The 15,405-nt window shown below is 74.2% G+C and carries 11 protein-coding genes; 6 read left to right on the top strand and 5 right to left on the bottom strand.

Annotated elements, in window-relative coordinates:
• The first annotated feature begins 158 nt into the window (after positions 1-158).
• Positions 159-1,724, top strand: coding sequence for a class I adenylate-forming enzyme family protein (locus AB2U05_RS28330; RefSeq protein ID WP_369184608.1), 1,566 nt, complete (start codon positions 159-161; stop codon positions 1,722-1,724).
• 73 nt (positions 1,725-1,797) lie between these two features.
• Here the strand turns inward: AB2U05_RS28330 and AB2U05_RS28325 are convergent, their stop codons facing one another.
• From AB2U05_RS28325 to AB2U05_RS28310, 4 genes are all read right to left on the bottom strand, one after another.
• On the bottom strand, positions 1,798-3,708 hold the full coding sequence (locus AB2U05_RS28325; RefSeq protein ID WP_369184607.1) for an anthranilate synthase family protein: 1,911 nt from the start codon (positions 3,706-3,708) through the stop codon (positions 1,798-1,800).
• On the bottom strand, positions 3,705-4,334 hold the full coding sequence (locus AB2U05_RS28320; RefSeq protein WP_045711426.1) for an isochorismatase family protein: 630 nt from the start codon (positions 4,332-4,334) through the stop codon (positions 3,705-3,707). The genes AB2U05_RS28325 and AB2U05_RS28320 overlap by 4 nt, the downstream gene beginning before the upstream one ends.
• Positions 4,335-4,431: 97 nt before the next feature.
• The gene (locus AB2U05_RS28315) at positions 4,432-5,202 is read right to left on the bottom strand and encodes a 2,3-dihydro-2,3-dihydroxybenzoate dehydrogenase (protein WP_045694518.1); all 771 of its coding nucleotides are present in this window, start codon (positions 5,200-5,202) and stop codon (positions 4,432-4,434) included.
• 75 nt (positions 5,203-5,277) lie between these two features.
• A complete protein-coding gene (locus AB2U05_RS28310; RefSeq protein ID WP_045694514.1) occupies positions 5,278-6,450 on the bottom strand; it encodes a 3-deoxy-7-phosphoheptulonate synthase in 1,173 nt (390 codons plus the stop codon).
• A gap of 446 nt (positions 6,451-6,896) precedes the next feature.
• Between AB2U05_RS28310 and AB2U05_RS28305 the strand changes: the two genes are divergently transcribed.
• Positions 6,897-8,810 (top strand): helix-turn-helix domain-containing protein, encoded by a 1,914-nt coding sequence (locus tag AB2U05_RS28305; protein WP_369184606.1) that lies wholly within the window; start codon positions 6,897-6,899, stop codon positions 8,808-8,810.
• Between the two features lie 21 nt (positions 8,811-8,831).
• Here AB2U05_RS28305 and AB2U05_RS28300 read toward each other — a convergent pair whose 3' ends face one another.
• Positions 8,832-10,070 (bottom strand): IS701 family transposase, encoded by a 1,239-nt coding sequence (locus AB2U05_RS28300; protein ID WP_369184605.1) that lies wholly within the window; start codon positions 10,068-10,070, stop codon positions 8,832-8,834.
• Positions 10,071-10,373: 303 nt separating this feature from the next.
• On the opposite strand from AB2U05_RS28300, the gene AB2U05_RS28295 reads away from it, so the two are divergent.
• The 4 genes from AB2U05_RS28295 (at position 10,374) to AB2U05_RS28280 (ending at position 15,377) form a co-directional block, all read left to right on the top strand.
• Complete coding sequence (locus AB2U05_RS28295; RefSeq protein ID WP_045711423.1) at positions 10,374-11,348, top strand: NADPH:quinone reductase; 975 nt, start codon at positions 10,374-10,376, stop codon at positions 11,346-11,348.
• 124 nt (positions 11,349-11,472) lie between these two features.
• Entirely contained in the window at positions 11,473-11,952 is a 480-nt protein-coding gene (locus AB2U05_RS28290) for an Rrf2 family transcriptional regulator (protein ID WP_045694506.1), read from the top strand.
• Between the two features lie 79 nt (positions 11,953-12,031).
• On the top strand, positions 12,032-13,252 hold the full coding sequence (locus AB2U05_RS28285; protein ID WP_045694504.1) for an MFS transporter: 1,221 nt from the start codon (positions 12,032-12,034) through the stop codon (positions 13,250-13,252).
• 259 nt (positions 13,253-13,511) lie between these two features.
• Positions 13,512-15,377 carry an acetolactate synthase large subunit gene (locus AB2U05_RS28280; RefSeq protein WP_369184604.1) on the top strand — a complete coding sequence of 622 codons (1,866 nt, stop codon included), beginning with the start codon at positions 13,512-13,514 and terminating at the stop codon, positions 15,375-15,377.
• Positions 15,378-15,405 lie beyond the last annotated feature (28 nt).

Below are 15,405 nucleotides of genomic sequence, written 5' to 3'. Positions count from 1 at the left end.
GTCCTCGTACTGGGTGTACTTGGGCGATTCGCCGGTGCGTCCAGGCGGGATGCCCGGCGTCGCGTGCCCGGCGGGAATTGTCAGACGAGCCCTGGGGCTGGTCCGGCACCAAGGCCCCGCCGGGTGCGCAGTGCGACCAATCGAAGGGAAAGAGGAGCATGTTCCTGCAACGCGTCGGCAACCGGGGCATCCGGCTGGGCACGGTCTTCGACCGCGCGGCCGCCCGCCACCCGGCGAACCCGGTCTACCTCGACCACGACCTCGACATCGCCCCCGAGTTGGGCCGGCGGATCACCCTGACCGAGGTCGCCGACCTGGTCGACGACTTCGCCGCCCGACTGTGGGCGGCCGACGTCCGGCCGGGCGCACGGGTGGTGATCCACAAGGCGGACGGCTTCGACATCTCGCTGCTCGCCTACAGCGTCGCCCGGGTCGGCGCGGTGCCGGTGCTGCTCTCCCCGAAGCTGGACGGCACCACCGTCGCCCGGCTGCTGGGGCGGCTGTCGCGGCCGACGCTGCTCACCGACGCGGCGAAGCTGGAGAAGGAGCTGCCGTCCGAGGTCTTCGAGCTGTCCGAGCGGGTGCTGGTCGCCACCGGGGAGTTCCCGGGCGCCACCTCGCTGCCCGCGCTGGCCGGGGCCGAGCGGATCAGGCCGGTGACCATGCCGCAGGACCAGCCCGCGCTGATCACCCACACCTCGGGCACCACCGGGCTGCCCAAGCTCACCGTCCAGACCGGCATCACCATCCAGGCCCGCTGCCGCCCGCAGTCGGTGCTGCTCGCCCCGGTCGGGCGGCACGAGCCGATCGCCGTGCACGTCTCCTTCGTCCACTCCCGGATGATCAGCGGCGCCGCGCTGTTCGCGCTGCGCGGCCACCCGATGATCATCATGCGCGACGACGAGCCGGAGCACGCCGCCGCGCTGTTCGCCCGGATCCCGCCCGGCGTGATCGAGTCCCACCCCAACACGCTGCTCGGCTGGGAGGTGCTGGCCGACCACCCGGCACAACCGCTGGCCAAGGTGCGCTGCTTCAGCAACACCTTCGACGCCATCCACCCCCGCACCGTCGACACCCTGCTGGGCGCCTCCCGGCGCAGCCTGCCGTTCTTCGCCCAGACGTACGGGCAGAGCGAGACCGGCGCCGTCGCCGCCCGCACCTACACCCGGTACCGCAACGCCAACGCCGAGGGCCGCTGCGTCGGCCGCAACTTCCCCGGGATGACCGAGGTCCGGGTGGTCAGCCGGGACGGCCGGCCGGTGACCAAGGACTCCCCCGGCCGGATCGAGGTGCGCACCGGCGGGCAGATCATCGGCTACCACGGCGAACAGGAGCGCTTCGACGGCCAGTTCTCGCCGGACGGCTGGTGGCGGATGGGCGACCTCGGCTACCGCACCCGGTGGGGCTGCCTGCACCTGCTGGACCGCGAGGTCGACGAGATCCCGGGCATCAACAGCACCCTCGACCTGGAGGACAAGCTGTTCACTCGGCTGCCCGAGCTGCTGGAGGTGATCATCGTCCCGGGCGGGGACCGGGCGCCGATACCGGTGGTCTGCACCCGGGACGACCGACCGCTCGACGTCGACCGGTGGAACCGCGCGGTGGCCGGCCTGCCCGCGCTGGCACCGCCGGTGCAGCGCCGGCTGGACGAGCTGCCGCACACCGCCACCACCAAGGTGAAGCGGCTGGAGCTGGCCCGGGAGCTGGCGGCCGAAGAGGCGTAAGCACCGCACCGCACAGCACGGAAGGCGTGGGCCCCGGGCGGGGTCCACGCCTTCCGCGTCGCCGGACGGGGAACTACCGGGCCAGGGGAAGGGCGGCGGCCCGCAGGACGCCGGCGATCAGGCCGCCGGTGATCCGGGGCCCGTCCTGGGTGAGCACCGACTCGGCGTGGAACTGCATGGACGCGAAGTGCGGGCCGCGCAGGGCGTGCACCTCGCCGGTCCGCCGGTCGCGGCTGGCCTCGACGGTGCCGACGCCGGGCACCTCGACGGTGTCCCGCGGGCTGGTCGCGGCGAAGGTGTTGTAGAAGCCGACCAGCTCCCGGGCGCCGAACAGGTCGATCTCGCGCTGCACGCCCTGGTTGGGGACGTCGCGGCGGCGCAGCGGCAGGCCGAGCCGGGCGGCCAGCACCTGGTGGCTGAGGCAGACCGCGACGAACGGCAGCCGCCGGTCGAGCAACTCGGCCACCGCGGCGCGCAGATGGGCGATCTTGGGGTGGTCGACCCGCTGCGGGTCGCCGGGCCCCGGGCCCATCACGACCAGGTCGTAACCCTCGAAGGCGTACGGCCGGTCGAACCGACTGATCGTCACCTCGAGTCCGAGGGACCGGAGTTGGTGGCCGATCATGGCGGTGAAGGTGTCCTCGGCGTCGACCACCAAGACCCGGCGCCCGGCGAGTTCGGCCAGTTCCCGGCCGCGGTCCGGGCCGTCGGCCAGCCAGAAGTCCGCGATGCCGGTGTTGCGGCCCGCCAGGGCGGCCCGGACCTGCGGGTGGTCGGCGAAGCCGGTCCGGCCGCCGCCCTCCAGCGCGGCGAGCAGGCCGGCCGCCTTGGCCCTGGTCTCGGCGACCTCGGAGGCCGGGTCGGAGTGGCGCACCAGGGTGGCGCCGACGCCGATCCGGATCCGGCCGGCGGCGTCGATGTCGGCGGTGCGGATCAGGATCGCGGAGTCCATCGTGCGCCCGCCGCGCCCGTCCCGCCCGATCAGCGCCGCCACGCCGCTGTAGTAGCCGCGCCCGGCGGGTTCGTAGCGGCGGATGACCCGGGCGGCGCTCTCCAGCGGGCTGCCGGTGACCGTGGGGGCGAACAGCGTCTCGCGCAGGATCTCGCGCGGGTCGCGGTCGGTGCGGCCCTCGATCAGGTACTCGGTGTGCGCGAGCCGGGCCATCTCCTTGAGGTAGGGGCCGACGACCCGGCCGCCGCCCGGGCAGATCCGGGCCATCATCTTGAGCTCCTCGTCGACCACCATGTAGAGCTCGTCGGTCTCCTTGCGGTCGGCGAGGAAGTCCATCACGCCGCTCAGGGTCGGGCCGGAGGCCGGGTAGCGGTAGGTGCCGCTGATCGGGTTCATCACGGCGACGCCGTCGACGAGGCTCAGGTGCCGCTCCGGGCTGGCGCCGACGAAGGTCCGCTCCCCGGTGTGCACCACGAAGGTCCAGTAGGCGCCCGCCTCGCGCTCGGCGAGCCGGCGGAAGAAGGCCAGCGCGGCGGGCACGGTGTAGTCGGTGATCTCGGCCAGGAAGGAGCGGCGGAGGACGAAGTTGGCGCCCTCGCCCCGGCCGATCTCCTCGGCGACGACCCGCTGGACGATGTCGGCGTACTCCTCGTCGGCCAGGTCGAAGCGGGCGCCGGTCAGCGCGGTGGGCCGGTCCGGGATCAGCGCCAGCGCCTCGGCCAGGGGGACGACGGCGTGCTCGGCGACCGTCATGGCGAGCAGCGGGGCGCCGTCGTCCGGGGCCTCGAAGCCGCGCTCGGCGAGCTGCCGGTACGGGACCAGCAGCAGCACGTCCGGGCCGGCGGCGCCGGCGGGCCCGGCCAGCGGGACCTCGGCCAGGGTGCGCGCGGCGGCGACCTCGCCGAACAGGACGTCCAGGCTGCCGGGGCCGGTGGTCTCGGGCCGGTGCAGCAGGGCGAAGGCGGGCGGCTGCTCGACGAGCACCCGGCGCAGCAGCGCCTCTGTCGTCCGCTCCGTCGTCCGGTCGGTCATGCGAAGGTCTCCTCGGCGGTGGTCAGCTTGGCGCAGCGCGCGGCGGCGTACTCCAGGGCGAGCCGGTGGTCGGCGGCGGAGAAGTCCGCGACGGCGTCGGCGACCAGGAACGGCTGGATGTCGTTGGTGAACGCGTCGACGGCCGTCATCAGCACGCCGACGTGCGCGTACACGCCGCACAGCACCAGCTGGTCGCGGCCGTGTTCGCGCATCCGCTGGAGCAGGTCGGAGCGGAAGAAGGCGCTGTAGCGCCACTTGGTGAGCAGCCAGTCGCCCGGCTGCGGGGTGAGCGGCTCGACCACCTCGCGGTCGGCCGGGTCGACCCGCATGCCCGGGCCCCAGAAGTCCCGCAGCAGGCCGCGCTGTTCGGGGGTCATGCCGCCGGGCTGGGCGGTGTACGCGACGGGCACGCCGAGTTCGGCGGCGCGGCGGCGCAGCAGCGCGGCGTTGCGCAGCAGTTCCCCGCCGGGGGAGGCGTCCGCCGGGAAGGGGCGCAGGAAGTAGCGCTGCATGTCGTGCACGAGCAGCACCGCGCGGTCCGGGTGGACGGTCCACGACACGGTGTTGTCGGGCAGTTCGCCGGCGGTCGGCATCGGGTACGGCGCGATGGGCGGAATGCCTGCCATGGGGATGGACTCTCCTGGGAAAGGGGCGAGTTGGGCCGCTGCGGCCGGTGGGGGTCGGCCACAGCGGCCCGGCCGTTGGGCGGACGGACGGAGGGGCTCAGGCGCCGAGGCTCGCGCCGCCGTCGACGGTGAGGTCGTGCAGGGTGATGTGGCCGGCCGCGTCGGAGAGCAGGAAGAGCACGGCGGCGGCGATGTCGGCGGGGCGGGCCAGCTTGTTGAGCGGGATGCCGACCCGGAACGCGTCCGGGCGGCCCCGCAGGGTGTTCCGGGGGCCGGTCTCGTCGTGCCACATCGAGCTGAGCATCGGGGTGTCGGTGGAGCCGGGGGCGACCAGGTTGCAGCGGATGCCGTACTTGGCGACCTCCAGGCCGAGGCTCTTGGTGAACATCGTCGCGGCGGCCTTGGAGGCGGCGTAGGCGGCCATCTCGGTGCGCGGGGTGCTGGCGGCGTTCGAGGCGACGGTGACGACGGCGCCGCGCCGGCGCGGGATCATCCGGTCGATCACCGCCCGGGAGACGTGGAAGACGCCGTTGACGTTGACGGCGAAGGTGGCCGTCCAGTCCTCGACGCTGAAGTCGCGGACCTCGCCGAGCCGAAGGATCCCGGCGGCGTTGACCAGCTGGTCCACCGGGCCGAGTTCGCGCTCCACGCGGTCGACGGTCTGCTCGACGGCCCGGTGGTCGCTGACGTCCACCGGGTACGGCTCGGCCCGCAGGCCGTCCGCGGCGAGGGCGTCCGCCATCGCGCGCAGGCCCTCCTCGTCGCGGTCCAGCGCGGCCACGGTGGTGCCCTGTTCGGCGAGGGCGCGGACCACGGCCGCGCCGATGCCGCCTGCTGCCCCGGTGACCAGGGCGATCGTGTTCGTCACTGCCGGACCTCCCTCGAGGCCGGCGCGAGGCCGGCCCGTTGCTCTGGGTGTGGTGGTGTGCCGCTGCGACGCCGTCTAGCCCTCCCAGGCGGAGACCACGGTGATGGCCTGGCCGGGGTTGAGCCGGGGGTCGCAGAAGCTGGTGTACTTGTCGCCCACCTGCGCCGCCCCCGAGGCGTCGTGGGCGCACTCGGTGACGTCGTCGGGCGTGGTCTCCAGGTGCAGGCCGCCGGCCACGCCGCCCTCGGAACGGACGGCGTACCGGAAGCGCTGGACCTCCCGGACGACGGTCTCGACGAACCGGGTCTTCAGCCCGCCGGGCGCGGTCACGGTGTTGCCGTGCATCGGGTCGGTGAGCCAGATGACGGGGTGGCCGGCCAGCCGGGCGGCCCGGACCAGCGGGGGCAGCCGGTCGGCGACCGCCTCGGCGCCCATCCGGGCGATCAGGGTGAGTCGGCCGGGCTCGCGGCGCGGGTCGAGCCGCTCGCACAGGGCCAGCAGTTCCTCGGGCGTCATGCCGGGGCCGACCTTGCACGCGACCGGGTTGGCGACCGAGGCGAGCATCGCGACGTGGGCGCCGGTCACGTCGCGGGTTCGCTCGCCGATCCACGGCCAGTGCGTGGAGGTCAGCATGCTCTCGGTGTAGCCGACCTGCCGGATCAGCGGCAGTTCGTAGTCGAGCAGCAGCGCCTCGTGGCTGGTCCAGACCGGCGCGCTGAGCGGCGAGCGGCGGTCCGGGTCCGGCCAGCCGAGGTGGGTCATCGCCTCGGCCGCCGCCCAGTAGCAGTGCAGCAGCCGCTGCGGGTCGGGGCGGCGCAGCTCCGGGTCGGGTTCGGGGCTGTTGACCAGGTGGCCGCGGAACACCGGGATGTCGACGCCGCCGACCCGCTCGGTGTCGCTGGAGCGGGGCTTGGCGAACTGGCCGGCCATCCGGCCGACCCGGACGACCGGGCGGTGGGTGGCCATCGTGACGATGCCGGCCAGCACGTCCAGCAGTCCGGCCTTGCGGGCGACGTCCTCCGCGGTGCACTCCGCCGGGTCCTCGGCGCAGTCGCCGATCTGCACCACCTGGGCCCGCCCGGCCGCGACCTCGGCCAGCACCGCGCGCAGCCGCCGCACGTCGGCCGGGCCGACCAGTGGCGGCAGGCCGGCCAACCGGTCCTTGATCTCGGGCAGTTGCTCGTGGTCGCCCCAGTCCGGCTGGTGGAGTGCCGGCCGGGACAGCAGCGTGGACAGGGCGGTGGCCATGGGTGTCTCCCGGGGCGAAGGTGCGTCGGCTCGGCGGCGCGCACGGGGGGCGTCGTGGAGAGGCTGCGGATGGCACTGGTCGGTCCCGATCCTGGGCCGCGCCCTCCCGCCCCGCCAACGCCGGCCGCCGCACTCCGTCAGGTGGGCGGATACTCCATCAGGTGACGGCAGACTCCGTCAGATGCCGCCGTTCCCCGGTGGTCCCGGCACACCCCGGGGGTGGGCGGACCACCGTCCGCGCCCGGGCCGGCCCCATCGGCGGGGGTGGCGGGAAGGTGGCCCGGCACCACATCGGAGGGCGCCCCGGGAGGTGGGCTCCACCGTCCGAACTGTGAAATCGCCTGCCATCCACACAAAGTGACGTGATAAACACATCATCATTCGACTGCGACATGCCAAACCGACATGCCGAACCGACGACCTCGGCGCACAGGCAGGGATGGGACATGACCGAACAGGAGGCCCGCAAGCGGCCCGACGCACTGTCCGTACTGAGCCTGCTCGTGGCCGAGGCCCCGGCGGCCCGCATCGAGTCGCTGCCCGCCGAGGCCGCCCGCGAGGGCGCCGGGCAGGCCGAGGCGGCGGCCCTGGAGCAGGCCGTCCGGCTCGGACTCGGCATCTGCGCCCAGCGCCGGGGCCGCCAGCAGCGCGAGGCCGGGCTGTCCGCGCTGCTCGACACCGCCCGGGACCTCCTCGTCCCGAACACCCTGGACGAGGTGCTCAAGGTCGTCACCCGCCGCGCCCGGCTGCTCCTCGGCGCCGACATGGCCTGCGTCAGCTTCCCCGGGGAGCAGGACGGCCAGTCCTACGTCCGGGCCTCGGACGGCCACACCTCCGCCCTCAACGTGGGCCTGCGGCTGACCGACGGCGCCGGCCTCGGCCACGCCGCCGTCGCCGGACTGACCCCGATGTGGACCCCGGACTACCTCGTCGACCAGCGGATCCGCCACACCCACGCGATCGACGACGTGGTCCGCGCCGAGGCGCTGCGCGCCCTGATGGCCGTCCCGCTGAGCCACGGCCCGGACTCCTACGGCGCGCTCTACGTCGCCGACCGCAACGTGCGGCACTTCACGCCGGAGGAGATCTCCACCATGAACCTGCTCGGCGAACTCGCCGGGCTGGCCGTCCTGCGCACCCAGCAGCTGGAGGAGACCGCGGCCGCCGCCCGCCAGCTGAGCGAGGAGCACGACCGCACCGTCACCGCCCTCCGCGACCTGCGCGAACAGCGCCTGCTGCAGCGCGAGTTGACCGAACGGGCGCTGACCGACAGCGACCTGTACGGGGTCGCCGAGGCCGCGAGCCGGCAACTGGGCGACGGGCTGCGGATCCACGCCGCCGACGGCACCGTCCTGACCAGCGTCGGCCGGCTGCCCGAAACGGCCCCCGCCGCCGCGGGCGCGCAGGCCGCCGGGCGCCCGGTGGACACCGCCGACGGCCTGCGGGCCGTCCCGGTCACCGCCGGCGGCGAGGTGCTCGGCACCCTGGTGTGCCGGCCCGGGCCCGACGCCGCCCCCGACACCGACGAACTGCTGCAACTCACCGCCCAGGCCGTGGCGGTGCAGCTGCTGCGCACCGGCGACGCCACCGTCACCCAGGGCCGCGCCCACGACGAGCTGCTGGAGGACCTGCTCTCCGGCACCAAGCGCCCGCCGCAGCAGCTGGAGGAACGCGCCCGCCGGTTGGGCCTCGACCTGAGCGCACCGCACGTCGTGGTGGTCGCCCGCCCCGACACCCGCGCGGTCGGCCGGGCCTGTGCCCTGCTCATGGCGCTGGCCCCGCGGCTGAAGGGCCTGCGGGTCGCCCACGACGGCAACGTCGTCCTGCTGCTGCCCGGCACCGACGCCGGCGCCGCCGCCCGGACCGTCCTGAACGAACTCGCCCCGCTGCTCAGCGAACCCGTCACGGTGGCCGGGGCCGGGCCGGTCACCGACGCCGCCTCGGTGTTCCACTGCCACCAGGAGGCCCTGCGCTGCCTCGACGCGATGATCGCCCTCGGCAGCACCGGCTGCTCGGCCTCCCCCGGGGAGCTGGGCTTCCTCGGCGTCCTGCTCGCCGGGAAGCGGGACGTCCGCCCCTTCGTCGACTCGGTGATCGGCCCGGTGCTCGACTACGACCGGCAGCGGTTCACCGACCTCGGCCGCACCCTGGACGCCTACTTCGAGACCGGCGGCAGCCCGACCCGGGCCGCCCAGAAGCTGCACGTCCACCCGAACACCGTCGCCCGCCGGCTGGAGCGGATCGGCGAACTGATCGGCCCCAACTGGCAGGACCCGGCCCAGGCGCTCGAAGTCCAGCTCGCCCTGCGGCTCTCCCGCGTCCGCGACCTGCTCACCCAGGACGGCCCGCCGCCGGAGTGAGCAGGTCGCGCGCCCGAGGCCTCAGCCGACCCGGCGCGGGGAGCGGCCGCCGCCGTGGGCGAGGGCCGCGACCGCGTGGGCGGCCGAGGCCAGCGTGACGTGGCGGTGCCAGCCGTTGAAGGAGCGGCCGGTGTAGTCGCGCACGCCGGTGCGGTCGGCGATCTCGTGGAAGTCCCGCTCGACCCGCCCGGTCAGCAGGCTCAGCCGGAACAGCTGGGCGGGCGAGGCGTGCGGCACGTCGGCCAGCCACAGCTCCTGCGGCCACCGCCGGCCGGGGGTGCCCGCGCCGAGCAGCAGCAGGTCGTCGCCCGCGCCGCCGCCCGGACGCCCGGACGAGCGCAGGGTGCGGGCCGCGCCGGCCGCCGTCCGGACCCGGACGGCGCCGACCAGGGCGGCGTGCGGCGCGCCCTCCGGCCCGTGGTCCGTCCAGGTCACCACCCGCCGGCGGTCCCGGCACGCCCCGATGATCCGGTGGGCCGGCAGCGCCTCCGCGCCGTGCCCGGTCGGCCCGCCCTCGGCCGGGCTCAGCGGCAGCGTGCTGTTGATCCGGACGACGAACGGCACCCCCGCCGCCCGCAGCCGCCGCACCGCCTTCATGCCGTCCAGCTCCCGCACGTCCATCACCACCGGCAGGGTGGGCAGGCCCCAGGAGCGGGTCAGCTCCAGCACCGCCTCGACCGCGCAGTCGCCCAGGGTCCGGGTGTTCACGCTCGCCGGGATGGACGCCTGGCTGCGCCGGGGGACGTCGTCGAGCCACGCCCGGGACAGGTGCAGCCGCCAGTTGACCGGCATGCTCGCCTCCTCGGACGCCGACCAGACGCCCACCGCCTGCTGGGCGTTGAGCACCTGGCCGAGCGAGGAGATGAACCGGCGGTCCACGCCCACCGAGTGCTCCCCCGCCTTCGGGATGACGGTCTGCTGCACCACCCACGCCTGCGGCGGCGCGACGGCCGTCACGTACTGGGCCAGCGCCGCGCGGACCGGGTCCCAGTCCCAGGTGGAGCTGCTGATGAAGTGGTGCAGGTTCTGCTCCGTGGCCTGGCCGCCGATCAGCCGCGCGATGTTGCGGACCGACTTGCGGCCCTGCGCGCCCAGCAGCCCGCGCAGGTACTCCACGCCCTTGCGGCGCTGGTCGGACCGGGGCAGCGAGGCGAACAGCACCGCACAGAGCTCGGAGAGGACGATGTCGTGGGAACTGCCGAGCACCGGCGCGCGCCCTGGCGTTCCCGTATCGATCATGTGCAGGTCAAAGTCGCGCACGTGGACCAACCTCCGCATGGCAGCCGTCTCCTCCGAATGGTTCGACGGTAAACGGAGGATCCGCACCCGGCCCAGGTGCACCGACCACACGACTGCGGTAGAGACCTATGGCGGGACCACCGGACAGGCCGCCTGAGCAGGCGAAACCGCCCTCCGGCCGACCCGCAAACGGAGCGGACGCGGCCGCCCGCGGCCCGCCGACCCGTCCCGCCGGCGGCCCTCACGTGAAGCGGTTCCGGCGAGTTGACGAACAATCACCGTGTCGGCGCCTCCGCGCGCGGCCCGGTGGAAGACTCTCCGATCATGCGAGCAGCCTTCATCGAGACCCTCGGCGGCCCCGAGAACATCCGGTACGGCGAACTGCCCACCCCCCGGCCGGGACCGACCGACGTCCTGGTCGACGTCACCGCCACCACCGTCAACCCGGTGGACACCTTCGTCCGTTCGGGGCTCTTCCGCACCCCCCTCCCGTTCCCGTTCGTGATCGGCCGCGACCTCGTCGGCACCGTCGCGGCGACCGGTCCCGGCACCGCCGGCTTCGCCGTGGGCGACCGGGTCTGGACCAACAGCCTGGGCCACGGCGGGCGCCAGGGCGCCGCCGCCGAACAGGCCGTCGTCCCCGCCGACCGCCTCTACCACCTCCCTCCTGGCGTGCGCCCCGAGGACGCCGTCGCCGTCGTCCACCCGGGCGCGACCGCCTACCTCGGGCTGTTCACGCACGGCCGCCTGCGGGCCGGCGAGACCGTCCTGGTGGCCGGCGCCGCCGGGAACGTCGGCTCCGCGCTGGTCACCCTCGCCGTCGAAGCCGGGGCCCGGGTGGTCGCCACCGCCTCCGCCCGCGACCTCGACCACTGCCGCGCGCTGGGCGCCGCCGAGGCCCTGGACTACCGCGACCCCGAGCTCGCCGAGCGCCTCACCCGCGCCTGCCCGGGCGGCGTCGACCTCCACCTCGACACCTCCGGCGAGAACGACCTGGCCGCCGCCGTCGACCTGCTCGCCCCGCGCGGACGCATCGTCCTGCTGGCCGGCGCCCGTTCGCGGCCGGTCCTCCCGGTCGGGCCGCTGTACATGAAGGACTGCTCGATCGCCGGCTTCGTCATCTCGCACGCGACCGGCACCGAACTGGCCGAGGCCGCCGCCACCCTCAACCGCCTGCTCGCGGCCGGACGGCTGCGGCCCCGGGCCGTCGAGACCCTCCCGCTGAGCGCCGCCGCCGAGGTCCACGGACGGATGGAACGCGGCGAACTGCACGGCACCCGGGTCGTCCTCCGGCCCTAGCGCTTGTTGTACCTGACGGCCCGACAGGTCCGCAATGGCCTGCCCTGACCGCAACTTGACATACTTTCGGCCGATCCCGCTCCCGACCTGCGCGGGCGGAACCTGGATGTGTATCGTCCTGGTTATGCGGATGGGCGAAGGGGTCGAATGGGGCCTCCACTGCTGCCTCACACTGGCCTGGCTCGACAGCGAGCAACCGGTGCCGACAGCCCGGCTGGCAGCCTGGTTCGACCTGCCGCCGGCCTACCTGACCAAGCGCCTCCAGGCCCTGGTCCGGGCCGGCATCCTGAGCTCCACCCCCGGCATCAAGGGCGGCTTCCGGCTGGCCCGGCCGCCGGAGCGGATCTCGCTGATGGACGTCGTCACCGCCATCGAGGGCCCCGAGGACGCCTTCCGCTGCACCGAGATCCGCCAGCGCGCCGAGGGCGGCGGAGCCCCCGAACGGGAGTTCCGCAGCCCCTGCGGGATCGCCACCGCGATGCGCCGGGCCGAACTGGCCTGGCGCCGCGAGCTCGCCGGGCAGACGGTGGCCGACCTGATGGCCTCCGCCCCCGGCGGCGCCGCCGCCCGTACCCGACGCCACTACGCCCGCATGACGGGCTGACCCCGACCACCCGACCACCCGACCGGGCCGCCGGAACGTGCCCGGACCGAACCCCGACCGAACTGCAAGGAGAATCCGGATGTCCAGTGTCTCGGTTCCGACCGACCGGAAGGCCGCGGCCGAGCCCGGCACACCACCCCAGGGCGGACTCTCGTCCACCCTCGTCCTCGCCCTGGGCACCTTCGCGGTCGGCACGGACGCCTTCGTGGTGGCCGGCTTCCTCCCCTCCATGGCCAAGGACCTCCACGTCTCCTCCGCCACCGCCGGCCAGTCGATCACCGTCTTCGCCGCCGCCTACGCGATCCTCTCCCCCGTCCTGGCCACCCTGCTCGCCCGGCTTCCCCGCCGCACCCTGCTGATCGGCGCCCTCTTCACCCTCGGCATCGCCAACCTCGGCTCCGCACTGGCCCCCAACATGGCCGTGCTGATCATCAGCCGGATCCTCGCCGCCGCCGGCGCCGCCTCGTACACCCCCAACGCCGGCGCCGTCAGCGCCTCCCTCGTCCGGCCCGAACTGCGGGCCCGCGCCCTCGCCGTGGTCATCGGCGGCCTCACCATCGCCACCGCCCTCGGCGTGCCGCTCGGCAACGCCGCCAGCCACTGGTTCGGCTGGCGCACCGCCCTGGGGATCGTCGCCGGGCTCTGCCTGTTCGTCGCGGTCATACTCCGGCTGATCATGCCGTGGCTCCCCGGCGCCGCCCGGGTGCCGCTGCGCACCCGCATGGCCGTGCTGCGCCGCCCGGCCGTGCTCGCCGTGCTGCCGCTCACCGTGCTCGGCATGTGCGCCACCTACGTGCCGTACGCCTACGCCGTGCCGATGCTGGACGCCGTCCAGATCCCCGAGAGCGGCGTGCTCTGGATGCTCTTCCTGTACGGCATCGGCGCGGTGATCGGCAACCTCGCCGCCGGCCACGCCACCGACCGCTGGGGCTCCACCAACGTCCTGATCGTCGGCTGCGCCGTGATGGCGGTCGCGCTCGGCGCGCTCGCCTGGCTGGCCTCCACCGACGCCGACGTCAAGCCGCTGGTCGGCCTGCTGTGCATGCTCTGGGGCGGCAGCAGCTGGTCCCAGACGCCCCCGCAGCAGCACCGGCTGATCGAGGTCGCCCCGCAGGAGGCGCCGCTGGTGATCTCGCTCAACTCCTCCGGCATCTACCTCGGCATCGGCCTCGGCAGCATCATCGGCGGTGCCGCCCTCGGCGCCGGCGCCACGACCGTGTACGGCCTGGCCTCGGGCATCGGCGCCCTGGCCCTGCTCTTCCTGCTGTTCACCCGGCGCGCGTCCGCGCGGAAGGGCTGACACGCGGGACGATTCCCCCGCGGGGCCGGACAACGCCCTTCCGGCCACCGCTTCCTGACGGTGCGGCGTCGCACCCAGCGCTGAGTCACCCCTCAGACCGCGACGACCGACGACCGGCGCGGAGAGAGACCCTGCTGCCCCGGTTTCCCGACACGACGTCCACGGCCGACCCGGCCGCCGCCCACCGCGGCGGCCCCGGCCGTGGACACCACCCGGTCCCACGGGACCAACTCGTCGACGAAACCGAGAGGTTGTCAGCATGTCCCAGCTCAGCACGTTCGCCGCGCCCGCCCCGGAGGACGCCGCCCTGGAGTCCCCCGCCCTGGAGGCCGTCAGTCCGGAGGCCGTCAGCCCGGAGGACGCCGCCCCGGCGGCCGGGGTGACCGGGGCCGAGGCGTTGATCCGCTCCCTCGAAGAGGTCGGGGTGGACACCGTCTTCGGCATCCCGGGCGGGGCCATCCTCCCTGCGTACGACCCGCTGATGGACTCCGCCGAGGTCCGCCACATCCTGGTCCGGCACGAGCAGGGCGCCGGCCACGCCGCCACCGGCTACGCCCAGGCCACCGGCCGGGTCGGGGTCTGCATGGCCACCTCCGGCCCCGGCGCGACCAACCTGGTCACCCCGATCGCCGACGCGTACATGGACTCCGTGCCGATCGTGGCCATCACCGGCCAGGTGCCGTCGTCCATGATCGGGACGGACGCCTTCCAGGAGGCGGACATCTGCGGCATCACGATGCCCATCACCAAGCACAACTACCTGGTCACGGACCCCGACGAGATCCCGCAGGTGATCGCCGAGGCCTTCCACATCGCCGCCACCGGCCGCCCCGGCCCCGTCCTGGTCGACATCACCAAGGACGCCCTGCAGGGCCGGACGACGTACCGGCACCCCGCCCCCGCCTCCGTCCGCGGCTACCGTCCGGTGACCAAGCCGCACGCCAAGCAGATCCGCGAGGCCGCGAAGATGCTGGTCTCCGCCAAGCGCCCGGTGCTCTACGTCGGCGGCGGAGTGATCAAGGCGCAGGCCACCGCCGAGCTGCGGATCCTGGCCGAGCTGACCGGCGCGCCGGTGGTCACCACGCTGATGGCGCTGGGCGCCTTCCCGGACAGCCACCCGCAGCACCTGGGCATGCCCGGCATGCACGGCTCGGTCCCGGCCGTCACCGCGCTGCAGAAGTCGGACCTGCTGTTCACCCTCGGCGCCCGCTTCGACGACCGCGTCACCGGCCGGCTCGACAGCTTCGCCCCGCACGCCAAGGTCGTCCACGCCGACATCGACCCCGCCGAGATCGGCAAGAACCGCCCCGCCGACGTCCCGATCGTCGGCGACGCCCGCGAGGTCCTCGCCGACCTGATCGTCGCCGTCCAGGCCGAGTTCGACGCCGGCCACAAGGGCGACTACGCCGACTGGTGGGACAAGCTCGACCAGTGGAAGCGCACCTACCCGCTGGGCCACGAACCCGCCCCCGCCGGCCGGCTCTCCCCCCAACAGGTCATCGAGCGCATCGGCCAGAAGGTCGGCCCCGACGCCATCTACGCCGCCGGCGTCGGCCAGCACCAGATGTGGAGCTCGCAGTTCATCCGCTTCGAGAAGCCCGGCACCTGGCTCAACTCCGGCGGCGCCGGCACCATGGGCTACGCCGTCCCCGCCGCCATGGGCGCCAAGGCCGGCCGCCCCGACACCCCGGTGTGGGCCATCGACGGCGACGGCTGCTTCCAGATGACCAACCAGGAACTCGTCACCTGCGCCCTCAACGGCATCCCGATCAAGGTCGCCGTCATCAACAACGGCTCCCTCGGCATGGTCCGCCAGTGGCAGACGCTGTTCTACAACCAGCGCTACTCCAACACCGCCCTGCACTCCGGCACGGGGGCGACCCGGATCCCCGACTTCGTCAAGCTGTCCGAGGCGATGGGCTGCGTCGGCCTGCGCTGCGAGCGCCCCGAGGACCTGGACGCCGTCATCGAGCAGGCGATGGCGATCGACGACCGCCCGGTCGTCATCGACTTCATCGTCCACCAGGACGCCATGGTCTGGCCGATGGTCGCGGCCGGCACCAGCAACGACGAGATCCAGTTCGCCATGGGCCTGCGGCCCGACTTCGGCGACGACCTCGACTGACCCCACTGTCCGGCCCGGGCGGGGAAGG

The sequence above is a fragment of the Streptomyces sp. Y1 genome (assembly GCF_041053115.1).
Taxonomy (GTDB): domain Bacteria; phylum Actinomycetota; class Actinomycetes; order Streptomycetales; family Streptomycetaceae; genus Kitasatospora; species Kitasatospora rubellomurina.
This window is presented reverse-complemented; position numbering and strand designations above follow the sequence as displayed.